A 20426-nucleotide genomic window follows, 5' to 3' on the forward strand; every position below is an offset into this window, starting at 1 on the left:
CCTTCGGCGAAACGGCTCCGCCCTCCCTTCCAGGGGAGGACGGAGCCGCCGCTTTTGGTCGGTCCTACGGAGCGGGGGCCGCTCAGTAGTCGCCTCCGTAATATCCGCCGGCCGGTGTCGCCTCGGACATCGCGCTCAGGACGGTGAAGGGCGTTCGGGCAATGGTGCTCTGCCCGCCGAAGGCGTCCAGGGCGACGGCCTCCACGGTGTACGAACCCGGCGCCCACTCCCACCCCGCCTCCCAGCTCCAGCTGCCGTCATGGCCGACCGCCGCGTTGCCCAGAAGTCGTCCTCCCTCGTGGAAGCCCACCCCCACGGCTCCGACCGCCACGCCGCTGAACACCACCCGCGCGTTCATCACCTGCTCGTAGGCCGCCGGTGTGTGAACGGCGGCAGCGCCCGCCGCACACTCCTGGGCCGCGCCCGACGGGGCGCCGCCGGAGAAGCCGCCCGGAGCTGCGGCGCCCGCCTCAAGGGCGGTGAACACCACCTCGGTGCGCTCGGACTGGAACCCGGCGGCGTCCGCGGAGAAGATCTTCAGCGTGTGCGCGCCCTTCCCCCAGGTCCGGCCCAGCTCCCAGGTCCAGCTGCCGTCCGGTGCGACCGGCGCCTGGCCGATGAACTTGCCTCGTTCCCATACGCTGACGCGCACGGCGCCGGGGGCCTGCCCGATGAACCGGACCTCGTCGCCCGGAAGGTGGGCGTTCGCCGGCGGGACGGAGACCAGGGGCGCCGGGAACTCGGCGCCGCGCAGCACCGAGGTCGAGGTGAGATAGGTGTCGATCGCCGAACGGTCCGCGTCGGGCTGCTCATAGCCGTGCCGGGTCACTCCCAGCCGTGGCGCGATCCCCTCGACGAGGAGGTACCCGATGCCCAGCAACGGTGGCGTGTTGCGCTGGGTCACCTTCCCGTGGCCCGTGATGAACGGTGACTCGCTGAAGATCAGGTTGAAGTTCCGGTACGCCCGCAGAAGTCCCAGGTAGGGCTCGACCTGGGACGGGTACTGCTCGTCCTGGGGCGAGGACACCATGTAGATGTGGGCGTCGGGGTTCACGCCGGAGGCGAGCAGGTCCGGCAGCAGGGCGTCGAGGACGGCGACGGAGTCGTCGGACATCGCCTCGCCCAGCATGTGCCGGCCGACCTCCGGATAGGTCTCCCGGACGAACGAGCCGATCCGCAGCTGCGGAACACTCGCCACGATGTTCCGGAAGCCGTACTTCAACCCGTAGTAGAGGGCCGCGCTTCCGCCCTTGGAGCTGCCCCACAGCGTGACGTCGCCCGGGGTGAGCCCGAGGGACTTCGTCACGTTGGTGATGAGGGTGATGACGGACGCCTCGACCGAGAAGTCCATGTCCTTGCAGAGGTAGTAGGTGTTCTTCTCCGCGAAGCGGTCCCGGATCCACAGGATGTTCGACCGCAGCCCGTCCAGCACACCGGTCACCCAGCCGTAGTCGTCAGGGGCGTAGATGTTCGAGAACACGACCATGAGGTGGCGGTTGCCGCTGCGCGCGTGGGTGAAGCGGTACTCGACCGGGTGGGCGCCGGACGCCTCGATCCCTTTCAGTACCTCGCGCGTCGGCGTGGCTGCTTTGGTCATGTGGGAACTCCAACTCTCCGACGTCTTAGAGGTACTGCGGCGTGGACCGGTGCGGGGATGCCCCGAGGGGGACGGCCGCAGGAGGTCCGACGCGGCTGCGGATTGGTGTCCTGTCGCCTCGGTACGGCACGATGTCCGGATGACTGCCACGCCCGAGCGCCTCATGCGGAAGCGCGTCGGGCGCCTCTGGCCGGCGGTCCTCGGCGTGGTGACCGTCCTGCTGGCGGGCACGGTCGTCGCGATGTGGCCGCGGGCGGCCGGCCCCACCACCTCGGATTCCGCCGGGCGCACCCTGACGGTGGCCACGTGGAACATGTGCGGCGTCGCTCGGTGGTCCTGTGCGGGTACGGGGAGCCGCACCGCCAAACGCGACGCGGCCGCGCAGCTCGCCACCGCCGGCGGAGCCCGCGTGGTCTTCCTGCAGGAGGCCTGCGCCTCCGACGTGTCGGCCGTGCGGGACCGGCTGGGCGGTTCCTGGCGCTCGTTCTTCCGCGCCTACACGTGGCGTGGCGCGTCCGGACACATCAGTACGGTGCCCTGTGCCACCGGTGGAAAGGAGCCGGCCGGGTTCGCCGTCCTGTCGGCCACGCGGCTGTCCGACGCGCGCGGTGTGCCGTCCCGGCAGCCCACGCTCGGGCTGCGCCGCGGCATTCTGTGCGCCGTGGTCGCCGAGGACGCACTCACGGTCTGCGCCGCCCATCTCAGCCGGCCGGGTGACGATCGAGCACACCCTCAATGGGAGCTGAGGGACGACCAGTTGCGGGCCCTGGCCGCCGCGGCGCCCGGCGATCGCGTCGTCTACGGCGGCGATCTGAACGTGGGTCCCCCGGACCGGGGTGCGCCGGACGGCGTGTGGCCTCCGGGTCCGTACGGCAGCGACCGCGAGTGCGACCAGGCGTCGGCCGGCAAGCGGTCCGGCCGGCCGACACACGTCAGCGGGCACAAGCTGGACTACCTCTTCACCGGCCTGCCGAGGGAGCGGTGCTCCGTCCGTGACACGGGCGTCTCGGACCACTACGCGCTGCTGCTGACGGTGCGCGCCGACTGATCTGGTCGCCACCGTCACACCACCACGCCCTCGTGGATCCTGTCGTCGTACGCGGTCCCCGTCGACGTGCCCGGGTGCGACGGGGAGGCCGTCGACGGGTGGGCGCCTTGCGCGTGGGCCGCATCGCGCTCCGCGGTCCGCTGGGCGGGAAGGGCGCCGAGCCGCTGGTCCGGCCGAGCGTGCGTGGAGCGCTGCAGCGGGGTGAGCGGACGGGCCGCCCGGTGGGTGAAGACGGTGCCGACCTTGGGAGCCCGGGCGTCGGCGTGGGCCAGGTCCCCGCCGGCCGTCAGCATGCGGTCGGCGAGTCTGGCGGCGGCGAATCCGTCGTCCAGGTCGCAGAACTGGCTCTGGAACCATCGGTAGCGCTCGGCGTAGGACGCCTGGACCTGGTCGATGTCGCAGATCGCGGAGATCAGTTCCTGCGAGGTGTCGACCAGCGGGCCGGGGGCGCTGGCCGCGAAGTCGAAGTAGAACCCGCGCAGGGTGTCGCGGTAGTGGTCGAGGTCGTAGGTGAAGAAGAGGATCGGGCGACCGGTGTTGACGTAGTCGAACATGAGGGACGAGTAGTCCGTGATCATCACGTCGGTGATCAGCGAGAGGTCGGCCATGTCCGGGTAGTCGGAGACGTCGAAGACGAAGCCGTCACCGGCGCCGGGCACCGGATCCACCACGTTCGGATGCCGGCGCACGAGCAGGACGTGGTCGGCGCCCAGGCGGGCCCGGGCGTCGGCCAGGTCGATGCGGAAGTCCAGCTTGTACTTGCCCGGCGCGTAGAACTGGTCGTCGCGCCAGGTCGGGGCGTACATCACGACCCGCTTGCCCGGGGGCAGGCCGATACGACGGCGGATCTCCTGCTCGCGGCGCTCCGTCCCGGTGCGGCGCAGGATGTCGTTGCGCGGGTAGCCGCACTCCACCATCTCGCCGGGGAAGCCGAAGGCCCGCTTCAGGATGGGGGTGGAGAAGCTGTTGGGCGAGACGAGCATGTCCCAGTTCTGCACCTCCTTCTCCACCCGCTCCAGATAACGCTGGTCGGCGAAGTGGATGGCCTCGATGTCGTGGCCGATCTTCTTGAGCGGGGTGCCGTGCCAGGTCTGCACGACGATCTGGCCCTCGCGCTTCTGGAACCAGTCGGGCAGGTGGTTGTTGGCCACGATGTAGGAACAGGTCGCCATGGCCTCGTACCACTCGGGCGACCACATGCGCACGGCCGTCGCCGTCGGCGGTACCTGCACCTGGTCGTCGCGCACCACCCAGAAGTGCTCCAGGTCCACACTCCGGCGGACGAGTTCCTCGTGCAGGGCGCGGGGACTGTCGGAGTACTGGGTCCCCTTGAACGCGTCGAAGAGGATCGCCGGCCGCAGCGGGTCGCGCCGGGCGGACTGATAGTGCTTGGTGCGCAGCAGCTTCTGCCGGTACGGGCCGCGTGCGTTGTCGGGCATGGCGGAGTGCACCAGCAGCGAGAGTCGGTCCCAGGCCTCGGCCTGGAGCTCGTAGCGGCGCTCGTTCTCGGTGTGTTCTTCGGGGAACGCGGGGATCAGGTCCTGGTCGACCTTCACCATCAGGTCTTCCAGCCGGTCCTCACGACTGACCGAGGACAGGTCCTGGCGTCGCAGGAAGAAGTCCCACCGGCCCGCGGCCAGAGGGATGTCGCCGGCGAGGGTGCGCATCGCGGCCGGGGTGAGCACGAAGCGGAACTTGTTGCCGTGCCATTCGATCGGAACCTCCCGCTCGGCTCCGTGGGCGCGGGAGCGGACCACGACGTGCGTGGCGCGGTACTCCTCCGGGCTCAGCCGGTCCGCCGCGAAGTACTGGGCGATGACTTCGAGCGCTCCGTTCTCGCGCCAGAAGTAACGTTTCGCCACAGGCAGGCTCGCCCGCTCGAAGAGCACCAGATAGCCCGAGCCGTTGCGGTGCACGACCACTTCACGGTCACCCTCGGACGTCTGGAGCGCCGTCGGCAACCGGTAGCTGCCGTCAGGAACGTCCTGTGCCATGACCGGATAAATGGTCATCTTCCGGCCCTCGACGTGCAGGGTCGTCTTCCAGCCGTTGCTCCCCATGTTCCAGGACTGCGGGACGTCTCCGCCCTCAAGGCCCTCGGCACGGAAACCCGGTACCAGGGTGCGCAGCGGCAGTCGGGTGGTGAAGGTGCACCAGCCCTCGCCCCCGGGTGTGAAGGTGACCCGTGCGTCGTGCTGCCCGGACCCGCTCATCGAGACGACACGGAACTTGCCCCACTCGGGCACCTTGGGGCCGAGGTAGACACCGCGCAGTTCCAGTTGGTCGCCCACCAGGCGATGACCGGTGATGCGGCACCGCACGATCTCCACCCGCAGCTTGAGCTTGCCCTGCAGGAACAGCGGCAGCACGCGCGTGTTGGCATCGACATAGCGGTAGGGCGGGTTGGCCGCGCTGTCGGAGCCGCCGCGGTCCACGCCGCGGTAGCGGAACAGACCACGGCTCAGCACACCGGTGGCCACGTCCCAGGTGCCCTCGGCCCACTCGCCCTTGCGCTTGAGCCGGGTGACGTCGATGTGCGTCTCGAAGCCGGCCCAGTCGTAGCAGTAGCGATTCTGGTTGGACCGTTCGGTGGCCTGCGGGGCGTACGTGGTCTTCGCGGTGGCGACGAGCGTGCGCCCCTGCTTCTTGTTCCGCAGCGCGATGGCCTTCACGGACATGTGCTTCTTGTGCACGTTGAGGAAGCGCACATACGCGGTGCCGGTCAGCGTCAGCAGAGCCTCGTCACTGTTCCACCGGGCGCCGGACAGCACGCTGTGCAGCGAGAACTCCTCGTCCAGGCGGTAGGCCTTGCGGTCGAGACCGACCTCCTTGTCCCCGAGGTAGGGATACTTGAGGTAGCGCCGGAACCGGCGCTGCACCGGGATGGGGCCGCCCTTGCGCTCGAACCTGATGACGTCGAGGAGTTCTTCCAGACGCCGCTTGCGCACCAGGAGCCACTTGACGCGAGCCTCCGCCGGCAGCTCCTCGATGATGTCGTCGTCGGCCTCGTCGAGGAACTCGTTGGCCCAGCGAAGGAACGACTCCTGATACTCCTCGTCCGCGTCGGGCAGGACTTTCAGGTGCAGCATGAGGTCGGACTTCAGGCAGGCCAGGTCGTACTTCCGCTTGCTCTCGGCGTACAGCTTGGAGCGGCGGTCCGCGAGGAAACGGCTGACGGACTGGACGGCCGCGACGCGGTCACGGAGGTTCGACAGCTCCGTGTGCCGCTGGGTGATGGAAGGTGCCGCGCCACCGTCCCGGCGGCGCCAGAAGTAGACGATGTCGGTGATGACATCGACCTTCTCGGCCCGGAAGTGGGCGAACATGTTGACCCAGGAGTCCTCGTAGAGGACCCCCTCCGGAAACTCGATGAAGTGGTAGTCCCAGAACGAGCGGCGGAACATCTTGTTCCACACCGTACGGTCGTAGATCAGGGCCTCGAACCGCGTGATGTGTGTGCCGCGGCGGGACTTCAGCATCGGCGTCTTGTGCAGCGGCGACTGCCACTTCTTGGTGGAGTTCATCATCTGCACGTTGCCGGAGACGAAGTCCGCCTCCGACCCCTCCAGAGTGCGCACCATGAGTTCGTAGGCGTACTCGGGAATGACGTCGTCGCCGTCCACGAAGGCGAGGAACTCCCCCTTCGGGTGCATGGCCCGCAGTCCGGTGTTCCGAGCGTGACCAGGTCCTTGAGCCTCCTGCCGGATCACGCGGAAGCGTGGATCGGCCGCACAGAACTCGGCGGCGATGCGGGACGAGTCGTCGGACGACCCGTCATCGACGAGGATCACCTCGAAGTCCCGGAACGACTGGCGTGCGATCGACTCCAGAGCTTCGCCGAGGTACATCTCGACGTCCTGGAACGGCACCACAACACTCAGACGGGGCTGAACCGTCAACTCACTCTCCTACCAAGACCCAATCACCCCGACGTCCGCACATACGGACCTGGAAGTGCCATCCCCCTGCTGGGTACGCCCGACAGACGCGTCCCTGCGGTCTTGGCGTCGCCACACCGGTGACTGCGGTGAACTCCCCTTTCACGGCCGTCACAGGATGTGCACATCTTATGTCACCCTTAAGAGTGGTCAAGAGAAGTTAAGGTGTAATCCATGTCTCCTACAGGTAGTGGTCAGTCTTTTTGCCCACGCCGGACGTTGGACGCCGAGCAACCCCCCTTATAGTCATCTCTTCGTCATCGTTCTGCCTGCACGGACCGGCCTCCCCCCACCCGGGCCCTGGCACTCCGCATCGCGGAGCCCCTGAGGAAGAGGAACCGGACCCGATGTCCCACAGCGCCACCGCAGAGCCCAGGTCCACCCGTAGACCCGACTCTCGCCCCCAGCGACGGCGGCGTCGCGACAAGCCCGGCAAGCGACGCTGGCTGCGCAGGACCCTGATCGCTCTGGCGGTGCTCCTCATCGGCCTGGCGGGCACGGGCTACTGGTTCTACCAACACCTCGACGGCAACATCGACGGCCTGGACCTGAACAAGCAGCTCGGCGACGACCGCCCGGAGCGACTCCCCACGTCGGGCCAGAACATCCTGGTGCTCGGATCCGACTCACGCGCCGGGGCCAACGCATCCCTCGACACCGGCCATGTGTCGGGCGCCCGCTCCGACACGGCACTCGTGATGCACATACCCGAGGGGCGGACCCGCGCCACTGCCGTCAGCATTCCGCGCGACACCCTCGTCACTCGTCCGGCCTGCGCCAAGGCGGACGGCACAGCGGTTCCGTCGGCCCGGCGCGTGATGTTCAACTCCGTCTACTCGCAGGTCGGTTCGGCCTGCGTCGTCAAGACCGTCGAGGCCATGACGGGCGTGCGGATGGACCACTACGTCGAGATCGACTTCGCCGGCTTCAAGGGCCTGGTCGACGCGATAGGCGGTGTGACCGTCACTCTCGACCAGGACATCCACGACACATCCAGCGGCTTGCAGATGTCCGCGGGCACGCACCGGCTGAACGGCACCCAGGCCCTGCGGTTCGTCCGCACCCGCCATGGCGTCGGCGACGGAAGCGACCTGGGGCGCATCGGCCTGCAGCAGAAATTCATGATCGCGCTGCTCTCGGAGATCAAGAAGCAGGACCTGCTGGGCAGCCCCACCAAGACGTACAAGATCGCCAATACCCTGACGTCGGCACTGACCACCGACTCGGACCTCGCATCGCTGACCAAGCTCGCCACCTTCGCCCGCAGCATGGGCGACGTGGATCCCGCGGACATGGAGACGATCATGCTCCCCGTCGCGTACGACAAGGTCGACCCCAACCGGGTGGTTGCCGCCGAACCGCAGGCCACGCAGCTGTGGAAGGCGATCCGTACGGACTCCGCGATCCCCGCCTCAGCCAAGAAGTCACCCGCGACCGGCGGCTGACCGTCCGCTGCCGACGTCGCGAGGACGAACGTCCGAAGAGGGCGGCCGGACCTGGTCCGGCCGCCCTCTCACACGTGCTGCCAGGGCGACAGGCTCAGACCCGCACCGTTCTGTCGAGCCACTCGAGGTCTGCCGTCCTCCCCGATCAGAGCGACGGCGATCCGTCCACGGCCGTCCGTCGCCAGCGCGGGGGTGCCCTGACACTGCTCCTGCGGGTACCACCAGAATCCGCCCGACTCGTTCTCGGTGGTTCCCAGGCCGACGACGGCTCTGCCGGTGGCATCCCGGAACGCGAGGATGACGCAGTCGTAGCCGTCGACCTGGGCGCGCAGGGTGGCGTACCCGGATGCCGGTCCCACCGCGCCGAGCGGCTGCGGCCAGGTCCCGGCCCGCCACGCCTCCCCCGAGGAGTTGTCGGCATTGGTCCAGAAGAACGTGGGCCGGGCAGGTCCGGTCTCCAGCACGGAGACCGTGCCGGGTGCGGGGCGCAGAGAGAACCCGCGCGGGCCCGCGAAGTCCCCGCCCGGCGCGGTCTGTCCCCAGGTCATCACGCCTGTCTCCGCGGCGGCCACCACTTCCACCCGGCCATCGCTCACGGCCACCGGAACCGGCCAGGGGTCGAGCCCTCCGCCGCGCAGGTCCTCCCACGTGCGCCACTTGCCCTTGGAGTCCTCCCGGCGCAGCAGGAGCCCGCCGTGAGCGCCGCGGGTGAAGACATGGACGCTGCCGTCCCCGCTGACCACACCGACCGGCGGGCCGATCCTGCGACCCTGCTCAGGGTCCTTGTGCGGGTTGCCGAGGGAGCGCCAGTCGGTGAAGGCGAGTCCGGTCTGGTACTGGATCGCGTGCACCACGTCCACGGTCGGCACACCGTCCGTGCCCGTCCGTTCCCGGCGGCCGAAGAAGTGCACATAGCTGTTGACACCCTGAGCCACACTCACATGGGTCAGGTCCGGCACGGACACGAGGTGCGGTCCGCTCCAGGACGGGCCGCCGACGGCGGTCTCGGTCCACCGCTGGAGCCCGCCTTCGGCGAGTGCGTACACGGTCAGCCGGCCGTCCCTGCCATACGTCAACCACTGCCCGCGTGCGGTGCGCGGGGGCCGGGGTCGCGCCCCCGGGCCCGCTGCTCCGGGAGCACTCGCGGGGCCTGACGCCGATCGTCGCATGGCCTGGTGCACCTTTCTGAGGCCCGCCGCACGGACACATCACGTGCTCGAGAATCGAAAATCCGCCCCATCATATGCGGACCATTCGGCTCGACCGGTTCCGGTCCCGGTCCCGGTCCGCGTCCAGGCCGGCCGGGCGTCTCGGATTCCCGGTGCGGCGTGACGGTTCCGGCGGTTGGACCTGGGTCTCGGACGCTTCCGACCAGGTCGGGCCGGGCATGGCCGCCGCACCATTGATTCCGGGCGGCCCGGCCCCAGAGGCAACGACTAGGACCCACGCTTCACCTTTCCGGAGCGCTGTGGCGGAGTGACGAGGGGCGCCGGCTGACGCCCTGGCTGGTCGCCGCGGTCCATCACGCCGGTTCGACAGGCAGCCACAGCTCACAGGTCGCGGCGCTGTAGTCGTCGGTGATTTCGAGCATCGCGACGATCGAGGGACCCGGCCGGAGACGCCACGGGTTGGAGGGGAACCACTCCGTAGCGGTCGCGGCCCAGGCTGTCTGCAGGGCCTGCGGGAACGGTCCGGCCGTACTGAACACAGCCCATTTGCCGGCCGCCACCTCGATGGCATCGAGGTCGTCCGGAGCCGGCGTGTTCCGGGAGACGGCGACCCCGTGGAGATAGGTCAGTTCGCTTCCCTCCGGGGCGTCCGGGTCGAGGTCGTCGGTGACCTGCAGCAGGCCACTCGGCTCGGTGTTGCCGAGAGCCTTCAGCCGGACATGCGACTCCTTCGGCAGTGCGGCGATGTGCCGCTGGATGTGCGGGTTGACGCCCTGGTGGATGAGCGGGACCCGGGCGGCGTGTCCGACCAGCCGGAAAGCGGGGCGGTCTACGAGGCGAGTGTCCATGGGAGTACTCCCTTCGACGGTCAGGTGGAACCTGAGCTTCGGTTGTGTGCGCAGGGGGCCTCCGTCGCGGCGCACATCGCTGAGTCCGGCGCCGTGGACCGCACGGAAGGCGCGTCCGAATGCCTCGGTCGAGCCGTATCCGTGGCGGACGGCGATGCTCAGCAGGTCGTCCTCCGCTCGCACCACATCGGCAGCGGCGACGGTCATACGGCGTCGACGCACGTACTCCGACAGCGGCATGCCGGCCAACGACGAGAACATGCGGCGCAAGTGGTATTCGGTCGTGCCGAGCCCTCCGGCCAGTCCGCGCAGGTCGAGCTCCTCGGTGAGGTGCTCCTCCACGAGATCGACGAGCCGGTTGAGTGCCGAGATCATGAGGCCTCCTATCGCCTTCAACCTTGCCGGGGAGAACCCCGCCCGGACCCGATCGCTCAGGTCCGATCCGATCATGCGCCGGGCAAGGACTGGCACTGTGCGGCTTCGGCGCGGGCCTGCTCAGTCAGGCTCATTGGCTGCCCGGCAGGAGCGTATGCGTACCGTTCGGATCGTCTGCCCGGTTGCGCCCGGCCGTGTCGCCCCGGACGACCCTCACCTCTCTGCGTACCGGGCGGTGCCGTTCTTCACCGATGCGGGCACGCGCCCGCCAACTCGCTCCATCACGGCAGAGTTGGCCCACAGCCTGGCGATTCATCCTCGGGTGAGCGCCATGAAAACGTGCTCGACCCGGCCATGGAGCGCGGCCATCAGGACAGCGCCCTCGGCCGAGGTGCACTCCATCACCAGGAACCGGTGGTTGAGGCGCCCCTCCCCTTGCCCCGGAGGGCGCATACGCACCGGTCGCACATCCGAGGGCAGCATGAACGGAGGGTCCTGCCGCGCTCCCGGCTCCCAGGTCCAGCGCCCGGACTCGATGACGAAGTACCCACGTGTCCATGAAGATGTGTGTGGGCCCTTCACTATGCACAGGACCTTGATCCGCCGCCCGTCGATGAGGTTGGCGGTGGTGTTGCGCTGTTGCCTGTTGAGGTGGAGGGCCGCCGTCAGCATTCCTCCGAGGAACACAACCAGGGTCGTCAGCGGTGCGGTCATGAGGACATCCGGTCAGTAGCCGGCGCCCACCCGCGAGAGTGGCCAAGGGACTTCATGCGGCCGTTGCTGCGCGGTCTGCTCATCGCGCGATCGAGCAGTTCTTCCAGGCCTCGGCCAGGGCGTCAGGAATCGCCGGAACATCTCCGCAGCCGTGGGGCCCGGCGGGGAACCCGTCACTCCCGACATGAGCCCAGCCGTTGCCGGAGTCGCTGAAGTACTGGGCGGCGCTGCCCTCGTCCTGCATGCCCACGAGCTCCTCGTACGTGGCACCGTCGACCGGCTGGAAACGGGTGACCGCGTAGTGGACGGTGCCGCACTGGCCGTAGAAGAAGCCGTGCGGTACCGGCTCGATGTGAGGGAAGTGGACCCTTTGCCGGTAGAACCGGGTCACGGCGGCCTTCACCTCGGCGCTCGCGGGCAGGTTGCGGCAACCGGGGATCGCCGTGGGAGTGTGGCCGGCCCCCGACGCAGCGGTTTCCCCGGCCCGGACAGGGGCGGCGGAACCGTGCGACGGCCTGGGCGTGCCGACGGAACTCGCGGCGGGAGTGGTGACCGGGGCGGAACCGTCCGCCCGTACGGTCGCGGACACGGATGCGGATGCGGATGCGGAGACGTCCGGGGAGGAGGCCCTGGCACGTGCGGAAGCACTGCCTACTGACTCCTGACAACCCGTCAGGAGCATGATCCCGCCGAGCAGTACCATCGCCGACGTACGTCTGACACCGGGCATGACCCGACCCATCCTTGTCTCCCCGGGGAAACCACGGGCCCACCCCCACACAACCGTGGCCCACGCCCCCCTGCCTCGGCCACGAACCCTGCCCATAGAACAGCACGAGCCGGCCGGTAAATCACGGCCGGCGGGATCTCGATTCCGTATAGATGCCCTGGACTGAATGCCCTGGTCGCCGACCTGCCGGGAGCCGACAGCGACCGCCGGGCAACGCCCGTACCTCTCCGCGACACGCGGCGCACTCCCAACGCCATTGCCGGGCGGCTCGCTTCCGACGAGGACTGGTCCGTCGACGAAGATTCGGAGTCACCTCACGTCGCTGGAGCTCGTGGTCCTGCGCCGGTCTTTCCCGGGGCATGTCGCGCAGGGCGGGATCAGCGTGCTCGCCCGACGGGACGTCCGGGACGGGTTGGAACCAGATCACGATGAGGGCGGACCGGTGCAGGACCGCGTCGAGCTCGGGAGTGACCGGCGCTGAGCGGAAGAAGCCGGTGCGCACGACGGACGGCAGCACCTCAACGGGGCCGAAGGCACCGGCGGTCCACTCCGGGTACTCGCGCAAGGACGCATGTCCGACCTGGACCGACCGGCCGGCGCCGTACGCGGGCCCTTGCGAAGCGCCTCGAAGGCGGGCGATGCTCGGTGCTGACTGCCCGACACGGCGGAGGGCCCGGTGGGACGAGGGGACGAAGGCGTGGATGTGTACGAGGCCGTGGACAGTCGTCGGGCGGTGCGGGCGTTCAGTGGTGAGCCGGTTCCCGAGGAGGTTCTGCGACGCGTGCTGAGCGCGGCGACGCGGGCTCCGTCGAGCGGGAACCTCCAGCCGTGGCACCTCTACGTCGTGACGGGCGAGCCCCTGGCCGAGCTGAAGAGGCGCGCGACCCGCAGAGCCGTGGCCGGAGATCCGGGCGACGAGCGCGAGTATCCGATGTACCCGGACGGGCTGACGTCACCGTATCTGGACCGCTTCTCCGCCGCGGCGGCACAGCGGTACGGAGCACTGGGGATTGAGCGGGACGACCCCGACCGGCCTCGGAAGATCGCCGCTTTGAACTCGGATGCCTTCGGGGCACCGGCCGTTCTGTTCTGCTATCTCGACCGGACGATGGGGCCCGGACAGTGGGGCGACGCCGGGATGTACCTGCAGACGGTCATGCTGTTGCTGAGGGCCGAGGGGTTGCACAGTTGTCCCCAAGTGATGTGGACCATGTACCGCAGGACCGTCAGCCGAGTCGTCGGGGCCGATACCGAGCTTGTGCTGTTCTGCGGCATCGCCGTGGGATGTGAGAAGGAAGGCGCGCCGCAGCTGCGCACCGGGCGGGCGGACATGGCGGAAACGGTGACCTTCGTCGGAGCGTGACCGCCGATCACCGGGGTCGGCTGGGCAGGAACTAGGGCTGCTCGGGGCCGTTGAGGTCGTCCTGCGCCGACTCGGCGCGCGAAGTGTCGCGTTGGCGCTGAGGAGAGTTCGTCGCGTCCTGCTCGGACGTGCCGGGATTCCTGAGGTCGCGGGCGGCCGCTTCGTCATGGGCGACGTCGGAGGCGAGGACGGCCGTCGTCAGGTCGTCTCCCTGCCAGTACCAGCCGTGCTCGGCCATCGCTTCTCTCGTCCACTCCCGCAGACAGCGCGCGCCCTCCTCGCCACGTCCCATGTCATGTCCGCCGCCTGAGGCGAACCAGAACAGGAGGGCACCGGCGGCGAGTTTCCCACCGTCGCACGGGCTGCACAGCTGAAGGTGGATCGGTCGGCCGGCAGCGTCGTTCCTCGGCGCGATGCAGCTCACGAGAAGGTCCCCGCCGCACCGGGAACAGGGCGGGAGCCGTTCGGATGTTTCCAGGCTGTGCACTTCACTCCGTCAAGGAAGATGTCAGGCGTCCGCAGGACCACAGCAGGGGTCCGGCGTGGCACCGGACCCCTGCTCGGTCATACGCGACCGGAAATGATCCCTGGGGCTCGTTGAGCCCGGGGTCGCCCCGTGCGTTGTCCCGGTCGTCAGCCGCGGACGATGTTCTCCGCCTGGGGGCCCTTCTGGCCCTGGGTGACATCGAACGTGACGTGCTCGCCCTCGTTCAACTCCCGGTATCCGTTGCCCGAGATGTTGGAGTAGTGGGCGAAGACGTCCGGTCCGCCGCCGTCCTGCTCGATGAAGCCGAAGCCCTTTTCGGAGTTGAACCACTTCACGATGCCGCTGGCCATACTGCTGTCCTTCGCATAGCGCCGGGAAACTCCCGGCTGATCTGTCCGAGGTGCCCGTCCGTGACCGGCGGACACCCGGCAACTGTTCTACCCCACCCCTCGCGCGGATCCCTCACCCACCCACGCGACCGTGCTGTTGCCACCGAGGTCCCTCGGCGTGCGGCCTCGCCACCTCAGCCGGCGTACGGCCCCGCGGCACCCGGGTACACCTCGGCGCCCTTCGGGTCGGGGCCGTACTCGTTCGGCCCCCGGTTGCCCTCCAGGACCATGAAGACGAAGAGCACGAGCCCGCCGACCAACGGCACGAAGCTGATGAAGAACCAGCCGCCCGAGCGGCCGGTGTCGTGCAGCCGCCGGACGAGGACGCCCAGCGACGGCAGGACCACCGCAAGGATGTACGCGGCGTAGAGGACGTACAGAGCCGTCGACTTCGTGGCCGCGGCCAGGCCGACCAGGACCAACGCGATGATGCCGTTGAAGAGAGCGAACATCCAGTACTCCCTCCGTCTGGCCCGGCCCTGGAACGACGCGTACTTCTTGAGGACGTCTGTGTAGTAGTGCATGGATCCCCCCTGCTGGATGGCCGAGCCACCCCGATGGCATGGCCATGTTCTTATGACCAGGGCGCGAAGGTAAACGGCGCGAGGTCCCCTGGTCAAGACCATTCCGGTGCCCCTGTCCCCGGCACGCCTTGACACCGTCACCGGCCGAAGTCGATCATCCTCGAGGGGCACACCGGCCTTCGTTCGACGAGAGCGTCGGCACCGCGACGACCGCACGATCCCGATGACGTCGACGACGGCGGGACACCGCGTACGACCACCCGGCCAACGGCGAGAAGACGGGAACCAGGCATGGCCGACACTCGACCCACCACAGCCATGAACTCCCCTGCCGGGTCCGCTGTCGACGAGGACACCGGCATGCGCCCCCGGGAGCTCGTCGGCGGACAGCGCACCTGCGTATGGATCGCCTCCGCCGACTCCTCCGTCCCCGAACTGGCCTACGAGACCTCGGAGCTGCTTCTGGAGGCCCCCAACTGGTCCCCGGACAGCGCCCATCTGCTGCTCAACGGGGACGGCAGGTTGTGGCGGCTGGACCTGGCGGAACAGTGCCCCGAACTCGTGGAGATCCCTCTCCCCGGCGTGCCGCCGATCAACAACGACCACGTGCTGTCGCCCGACGGCGGGCACGTCTTCCTGTCCGGGATGGACGGGCACCTCTACCGCGCCCCGTCGACCGGCGGCGCCGGATCCCGTCTCACCGACGACGACGGGCTGCTGCACTTCCTGCACGGGGTCAGCCCGGACGGCGACACGCTGGCCTACGTGGCGATACCGCGCGGCACGGCAGGAGTCGGCGGACGACTCGCGCTCATGCCCGCGCAGGGAGGCCCGGGCCGGTTCGTGGACACCGGCGCCGGTCATGTCGACGGCCCCGAATACTCCCCCGACGGCGAGTGGATCCACCTCAACACCGAGGCGTTCGCATCGGTGCCCGGGCATGCGCAGCTCGCCCGGCTTCCCGCTGCGGGCGGCAGGTTGGAGCGCCTGGTGGCGTCCGACACCGTCGACTGGTTCCCGCACCTGTCCCCGGACGGCCGCTTCGCCACGTACGTGGCCTTCCCGCCCGGCACGCTCGGCCACCCCGAGAACGTCCCCGTCGACGTGCACCTCGTCGCAACCGAGGCGTGGGAGACGCCTCTGCGCACCTTCCCGCTCTACGGGGGACAGGGAACGCTCAACGTCAACAGCTGGGCGCCCGACAGCCGGCGATTCGCCTTCGTCTCCTATCCCGTGACGGACCACTGAGCGACACGGTGCATGGCGCACCGCCCACCCCCTGTGTCGGTCGGTTCCTGCTCCCGTGCCGATCGCACGAGTGGCGCTCGGGGACGGCGGATCACGCCCACTGGCCTCGCTCCCGCTCTACAGGCGGGGTGCGGGCGGCAGCGGCGTCGGCGCTCCCGTCTCCGGTGCCGCGCGGAACGCCTCGATCACGTAGGCGGCGAACCGTCGGGAGGCCGCGTACCGGGCGGCGCGCGGCGTGTCCGGAAGCCCTCGGTGCGCCATGAGCATGAGGACCAGGTCGTCGACGACGAAGCCGGGGCGGAGCAGGCCGGTCTTCGGGGCGCGTCGGGACAGTTCGGCCACCGCGCGCAGCGTGCGCTCCCGGTCGGCGGCGAAGTCCATCGCTTCGGGGAAGGTCGCCATGAAGGCGTCGGCGAATCCCCTGCTGTGAGCGTGGAGTTCACAGATCCGCTCGATGAGGGTCCGGAAACCACGCCAGGCGTCCGCGTCCGCGAGGGCGTCCCGCACGGCCGCGTGACAGGCTCGCCGCTGCTCCTCGAAGGCATCCACGATCAGCGCCTGTTTCGTCGGGAAGTGCCGGTACAACGTGGCGGGGCCCACGCCTGCCTGCCGGGCGACCTCGCGCAGCGGCGTGCCGAGGCCCTCCTCGCCGAACACCGCGCGAGCCGTGTCCAGGATGCGGGCCCTGTTGTCGCGGGCGTCGGAGCGCGTGGGGTGAGGCAAACGGTCGGTCATGGTCTCTCACTTCAGCCAAACGGACGGGGGCGTCCGTTACGGTCCGACGGCGGTCCGCGACCCGACCGTTCGCACAGGTGAGGAGCAGAGATGAAAGCCGTCGTGATCAGTAGGTTCGGCGACCCTGACGATCTGGAGGTCGTGGACCTGCCCGTACCCGTCCCCGCGCCGGGCCAGGTGCGTGTCGCCACGGAGGCCATCGGGGTGGGCGGCGTGGACGCGGTGATCCGCCGCGGCGCGCTCTCCGCCTACGGCTTCCAGGCAGGCCATCTGCCGGGCAGCGTGGTGGCCGGAAGGGTCACCTCGCTGGGCGAGGGCGTGGACGCCTCCTGGATGGGACGGCGCTTGTGGGCGTTCACCGGGCTGTCCGGCGGATACGCCGAGCAGGCCGTCGCCGCGGTCGAGGACGTCCTGCCGCTGCCGGACGACTCGTCCGGCGCCGATGCGGTGACGCTCGGCGGCTCCGGTGCGGTCGCCCACTTCGCCCTGGACCGCGCCCGCCTCGCGCCCGGTGAAACGGTGCTCGTTCGTGGGGCGGCGGGCAGCATCGGGATCACCGCCGTCCAGCTTGCCGCCACGGGGGGCGCGGGTGCGGTGGCCGTCACCACCTCATCGGCGGAACGCGGCGCGCGTTTGCGGGACTTGGGCGCGACCCACGTCCTCGACCGGTCCGGTGACGGCGGCCGCAACGCCCCGTCGGGTTTCGACGTGGTGATCGACGTGGTCGGCGGTACCCACCTTCCCCTGTTCCTGGACAGGTTGAACTCCAACGGCCGGTACATCGCTGTCGGGGTGGTCGGCGGTCAGCCGCCGGCGGACTTCGGCGTGCGCTTGATGGATGCCTTCCGCCGGTCGCTGTCGTTCTCCACGTTCAGCTCCGACACCGTGCCCACCTCCGCACGCCGGGCGGTGCGATCGTCCCAGTTCGCCGCTGCCGCACGCGGCGAGCTGCGCACGGTCGTGCACGACGTCCTGCCGCTGGACCAGGCAGAGCGGGCCCACCGGGACATGGACGCCGGCACGGTGTTCGGCAGGGTCGTCCTGACGCCCTGATGCGCGGGAGAGGGGCCCTTTCAGGGTCACTCGCCCACGACGGTTCTCGTCAACCCGCTGTCGCGTAACGGCTCGTAGGACGGGGAAGCCCCAAGTGGCCGCGCAGGGTGGTGGATTCGTACCGCCGGCGGAAGACCCCTCTGCGCTGCAGCTCCGGGACCAGGCCGCGGGTGATCGCCGTCAGGTCGTGGGGCAGGGTGGCCGGGCGGAGCCGGAAGCCGTCGAGGCCCGCCGAGCGCCAGTCGAGGAGCAGGTCGGCGAGTTCGGCGGGGGTGCCGGTGAAGATCTCGGCGTCGGAGGCGAGTTCGGTGCCGGCCGCCTCGTCGAGGCGGGCCTTGCGGCGGGCGGCGGCGCCGGGTTCGTCGTCGAGGAGGACGAGCAGGTCCGCGAAGGTCCGTAGCGGCCGTTCCGTCACGTCTCTGCCGGTGCGGGCCACCGCGTCGTCGACCTGGGCGAGGATCTTCGCGACACCGGCCCTGTCGTGCGGGGTGATGTGGACGACGTCGGAGCCGAGTGCCGCGAACTCGTACGGGGTGGAGGCGTGCGCGAGGCTGGCGACCAGTGGCTGTCCCTGGGGAGAGCGCGGGGTGATCGAGGGCCCCTTCACGCTGAAGTTCGTGCCCTGGAAGTCGATGTGGTGGACTTTGTCGCGGTCGATGAATCGGCCGGTCGGCGCGTCCCGTATCTCCGCGTCGTCCTCCCAGCTGTCCCAGAGCCGTCGCGCCGCCTCCACGACCTCGGCGGCCTCCGTGAACAGGTCGCGCAGCCGAGCCGCTATCCGTTCCGGGTCGGTCACGTCCTCGTCGGTGAGCTGGGGGGTGGTGCGACGGCCGAAATGGGCGGCGTCGGCGGCACGCGACGAGATCTGCGGGCGCCACCCGCCACGGCCCTTGGCGGCGTGGTCGAGGGTGGCGATGCCGATGGCCAGGTGGAACGGCTCGGTGTGGGTGACGTTCGTGGTCGGGACGAGGCCGATGTGGGTGGTGAGGGGGGCGAGGTGGGCGGCGAGCAGCACCGCGTCCATGCTGCCCCTGACCTGGTCGGTGCGGTCGTCGGGCCGGTGGAAGGCGGCGGACTGGAGTCCGAGGGCGTCCTCCAGGGTGACGAAGTCGAGCAGTCCGCGCTCGGCCTCCGCGACGAGATCGGCCCAGTACGCGGCGGTGAGGAGTTCGCCGGGCCGGGCGCCTTCCTCGCGCCATGCGGCCGGGTGCCAGCCGGCGCCGTCGAGCGCGACGGCCAGGTGCAGCGGGGCGCCGGGGGTGCCCGTCGGGTCGTCGGCGGGGGTCGTGCCCGTCATTCGGAGGTCTCCTCGTCGTAGCTCGGGTGGGGTCCGCCCCAGCCGGCCGGGCGGGGTGCGCCGGACAGGCCCAGGTGGTCGCGGAGGGTGCTGCCGGTGTAGTCGTCGCGGTGGACGCCCTTCTCCTGGAGCAGCGGCACGACACGGTCCACGAAGTCGTCCAGACCGCCGGGGGTGAGGTGGGGGACGAGGACGAAGCCGTCGGCCCCCCCGGTCTGGACGTAGTGGTCGATGGCGTCGGCGACCGTGCGCGGGCTGCCGACGAAGGTCTGACGGCCGCCGACCTCGATGACCAGCTCCCGGATCGACAGGTTCCGCTCCTCGGCGAGCTTGCGCCACTGCCGGGCCGTCTCAGCCCTGCCCTTGCGGAACACGGAGTGCCCCTTCAGGAGGTGGGCGTCGTCCTCGGGCTCGATGTCGGGGAGCGGTCCGTCGGGGTCGTACGCGGACAGGTCGCAGCCCCAGACGGCCTCCAGGTGAGCGATCGCGGTCTGCGGGCTCACCAGTTCACGGCTGATCTCCTCGGCGTAGGCGGCCGCCTCCTCGTCGGTGTCGGCGACGACGGCGTTGGCGGTGGGGAGGATCAGCAGGTCGTCGGGCCCACGGCCGTACGTGGCGAGGCGGCGCTTCACGTCCCGGTAGAAGTCCCGTGCCGCGTCGATCCTGCTGTGTTTGCTGAAGATGACCTCGGCGTCGGACGCGGCGAACTCACGGCCCGCGTCGGACTCTCCGGACTGGATGATCACCGGGTGGCCCTGCGGCCCGGGCGGGGTCGTGAACCGGCCCGCTATGTCGAAGTGTCGGCCCCGATGGGCGAAGCGGCCGGCCCCGGCGGTGGCGAACTCCCCCGTGACGGTGTCGGCCCGGAGGTCGCCCTCGGCCCAGCTGTCCCACAACTGCCGTGCCGTTCCGAGGAATTCGGCGGCCCGGGTGTAGCGGTCGGGCTCCGGGAGGAAACCGCCCCGGCGGAAGTTCTCGCCGGTGAAGGCGTCATAGCTGGTCACCACGTTCCACGCGGCCCGCCCGCCGCTGAGCCGGTCCAGGGTGGCGAGCCTGCGTGCCACCTCGTACGGCTCGTTGAAGGTGGCGTTGACCGTGGCGGCGAGGCCGAGGTGCGTGGTGACGGCGGCCAAGGCGCTAAGCACGGTCAGGTTCTCCGGGCGTCCCGCGATGTCCAGGTCGTAGACGTGGCCCTTGTGCTCGCGCAGACGCAGGCCCTCGGCCAGGAAGAAGAAGTCGAACTTGCCGCGTTCGACGGTCTGCGCGAGCCGGATGAAGGAGTCGATGGAGATCTGGCTCCCGGAGCGCGGGTCCGACCAGACGGTGACGTTGTGGATGCCGGGCAGCTGGGCTGCGAGGTGCACCTGTTTCCTGCGGGTGGCGGGCACGGCTCGGTCTCCTCCTGCGAGGTCGGACGGCGGGGCGGGGTGGTCGCTCTCAGAGCGTGCACGGGCCGGTCGGCGTCT

General features: G+C 69.7%; 17 protein-coding genes. 5 read left to right on the top strand and 12 right to left on the bottom strand.

Going from position 1 to position 20426, the window contains the following annotated elements:
* Positions 1 to 82: 82 nt before the first annotated feature.
* Positions 83 to 1597: a hypothetical protein gene (locus B0675_RS27400; RefSeq protein ID WP_081222283.1), complete on the bottom strand. Its 1515-nt coding sequence runs from the start codon at positions 1595 to 1597 to the stop codon at positions 83 to 85.
* A gap of 139 nt (positions 1598 to 1736) precedes the next feature.
* Here B0675_RS27400 and B0675_RS27405 point away from each other — a divergent pair, with 139 nt between their 5' ends.
* Positions 1737 to 2645 (top strand): endonuclease/exonuclease/phosphatase family protein, encoded by a 909-nt coding sequence (locus tag B0675_RS27405; protein WP_081222284.1) that lies wholly within the window; start codon positions 1737 to 1739, stop codon positions 2643 to 2645.
* 14 nt (positions 2646 to 2659) lie between these two features.
* Here the strand turns inward: B0675_RS27405 and B0675_RS27410 are convergent, their stop codons facing one another.
* Positions 2660 to 6544: a bifunctional glycosyltransferase family 2 protein/CDP-glycerol:glycerophosphate glycerophosphotransferase gene (locus B0675_RS27410; protein WP_107482856.1), complete on the bottom strand. Its 3885-nt coding sequence runs from the start codon at positions 6542 to 6544 to the stop codon at positions 2660 to 2662.
* A 386-nt stretch (positions 6545 to 6930) separates the two neighbouring features.
* On the opposite strand from B0675_RS27410, the gene B0675_RS27415 reads away from it, so the two are divergent.
* The gene (locus B0675_RS27415; protein ID WP_081222285.1) at positions 6931 to 8028 is read left to right on the top strand and encodes an LCP family protein; all 1098 of its coding nucleotides are present in this window, start codon (positions 6931 to 6933) and stop codon (positions 8026 to 8028) included.
* Positions 8029 to 8096: 68 nt separating this feature from the next.
* On the opposite strand, the gene B0675_RS27420 is transcribed toward B0675_RS27415, so the two are convergent.
* The 4 genes from B0675_RS27420 to B0675_RS41090 form a co-directional block, all read right to left on the bottom strand.
* Complete coding sequence (locus B0675_RS27420) at positions 8097 to 9104, bottom strand: hypothetical protein (RefSeq protein ID WP_241540023.1); 1008 nt, start codon at positions 9102 to 9104, stop codon at positions 8097 to 8099.
* Positions 9105 to 9550: 446 nt separating this feature from the next.
* On the bottom strand, positions 9551 to 10420 hold the full coding sequence (locus B0675_RS27425; protein ID WP_081222287.1) for an AraC family transcriptional regulator: 870 nt from the start codon (positions 10418 to 10420) through the stop codon (positions 9551 to 9553).
* Between the two features lie 312 nt (positions 10421 to 10732).
* Positions 10733 to 11134 carry a hypothetical protein gene (locus B0675_RS27430; protein WP_081222288.1) on the bottom strand — a complete coding sequence of 134 codons (402 nt, stop codon included), beginning with the start codon at positions 11132 to 11134 and terminating at the stop codon, positions 10733 to 10735.
* 79 nt (positions 11135 to 11213) lie between these two features.
* Positions 11214 to 11525 (bottom strand): hypothetical protein, encoded by a 312-nt coding sequence (locus B0675_RS41090; protein ID WP_143661126.1) that lies wholly within the window; start codon positions 11523 to 11525, stop codon positions 11214 to 11216.
* A 1036-nt stretch (positions 11526 to 12561) separates the two neighbouring features.
* Here B0675_RS41090 and B0675_RS27450 point away from each other — a divergent pair.
* Positions 12562 to 13227, top strand: a complete 666-nt coding sequence (locus tag B0675_RS27450) for a nitroreductase (protein WP_081222291.1) — start codon at positions 12562 to 12564, stop codon at positions 13225 to 13227.
* Between the two features lie 31 nt (positions 13228 to 13258).
* On the opposite strand, the gene B0675_RS41550 is transcribed toward B0675_RS27450, so the two are convergent.
* From B0675_RS41550 to B0675_RS27465, 3 genes are all read right to left on the bottom strand, one after another.
* On the bottom strand, positions 13259 to 13714 hold the full coding sequence (locus tag B0675_RS41550; RefSeq protein WP_277625258.1) for a DUF6300 family protein: 456 nt from the start codon (positions 13712 to 13714) through the stop codon (positions 13259 to 13261).
* A 146-nt stretch (positions 13715 to 13860) separates the two neighbouring features.
* Complete coding sequence (locus B0675_RS27460) at positions 13861 to 14064, bottom strand: cold-shock protein (protein WP_081222292.1); 204 nt, start codon at positions 14062 to 14064, stop codon at positions 13861 to 13863.
* Between the two features lie 173 nt (positions 14065 to 14237).
* Positions 14238 to 14627, bottom strand: coding sequence for a DUF805 domain-containing protein (locus B0675_RS27465; protein ID WP_081222293.1), 390 nt, complete (start codon positions 14625 to 14627; stop codon positions 14238 to 14240).
* A gap of 291 nt (positions 14628 to 14918) precedes the next feature.
* On the opposite strand from B0675_RS27465, the gene B0675_RS27470 reads away from it, so the two are divergent.
* Positions 14919 to 15875, top strand: a complete 957-nt coding sequence (locus B0675_RS27470) for a hypothetical protein (RefSeq protein WP_206602742.1) — start codon at positions 14919 to 14921, stop codon at positions 15873 to 15875.
* Positions 15876 to 15992: 117 nt separating this feature from the next.
* Here the strand turns inward: B0675_RS27470 and B0675_RS27475 are convergent, their stop codons facing one another.
* Positions 15993 to 16610, bottom strand: a complete 618-nt coding sequence (locus tag B0675_RS27475) for a TetR/AcrR family transcriptional regulator (RefSeq protein ID WP_081222294.1) — start codon at positions 16608 to 16610, stop codon at positions 15993 to 15995.
* Between the two features lie 90 nt (positions 16611 to 16700).
* On the opposite strand from B0675_RS27475, the gene B0675_RS27480 reads away from it, so the two are divergent.
* Complete coding sequence (locus B0675_RS27480) at positions 16701 to 17663, top strand: zinc-binding dehydrogenase (RefSeq protein ID WP_081222295.1); 963 nt, start codon at positions 16701 to 16703, stop codon at positions 17661 to 17663.
* A gap of 49 nt (positions 17664 to 17712) precedes the next feature.
* Here the strand turns inward: B0675_RS27480 and B0675_RS27485 are convergent, their stop codons facing one another.
* Both B0675_RS27485 and B0675_RS27490 read right to left on the bottom strand, forming a co-directional pair.
* Positions 17713 to 18960, bottom strand: a complete 1248-nt coding sequence (locus B0675_RS27485) for an LLM class flavin-dependent oxidoreductase (RefSeq protein ID WP_081222296.1) — start codon at positions 18958 to 18960, stop codon at positions 17713 to 17715.
* Positions 18957 to 20348 (bottom strand): NtaA/DmoA family FMN-dependent monooxygenase, encoded by a 1392-nt coding sequence (locus tag B0675_RS27490; RefSeq protein WP_081222297.1) that lies wholly within the window; start codon positions 20346 to 20348, stop codon positions 18957 to 18959. Before B0675_RS27490 ends, B0675_RS27485 begins: the two co-directional genes overlap by 4 nt.
* Between the last annotated feature and the right edge of the window lie 78 nt (positions 20349 to 20426).

It is taken from the genome of Streptomyces sp. M41(2017) (genome assembly GCF_002078175.1).
Taxonomy (GTDB): Bacteria; Actinomycetota; Actinomycetes; order Streptomycetales; family Streptomycetaceae; genus Streptomyces.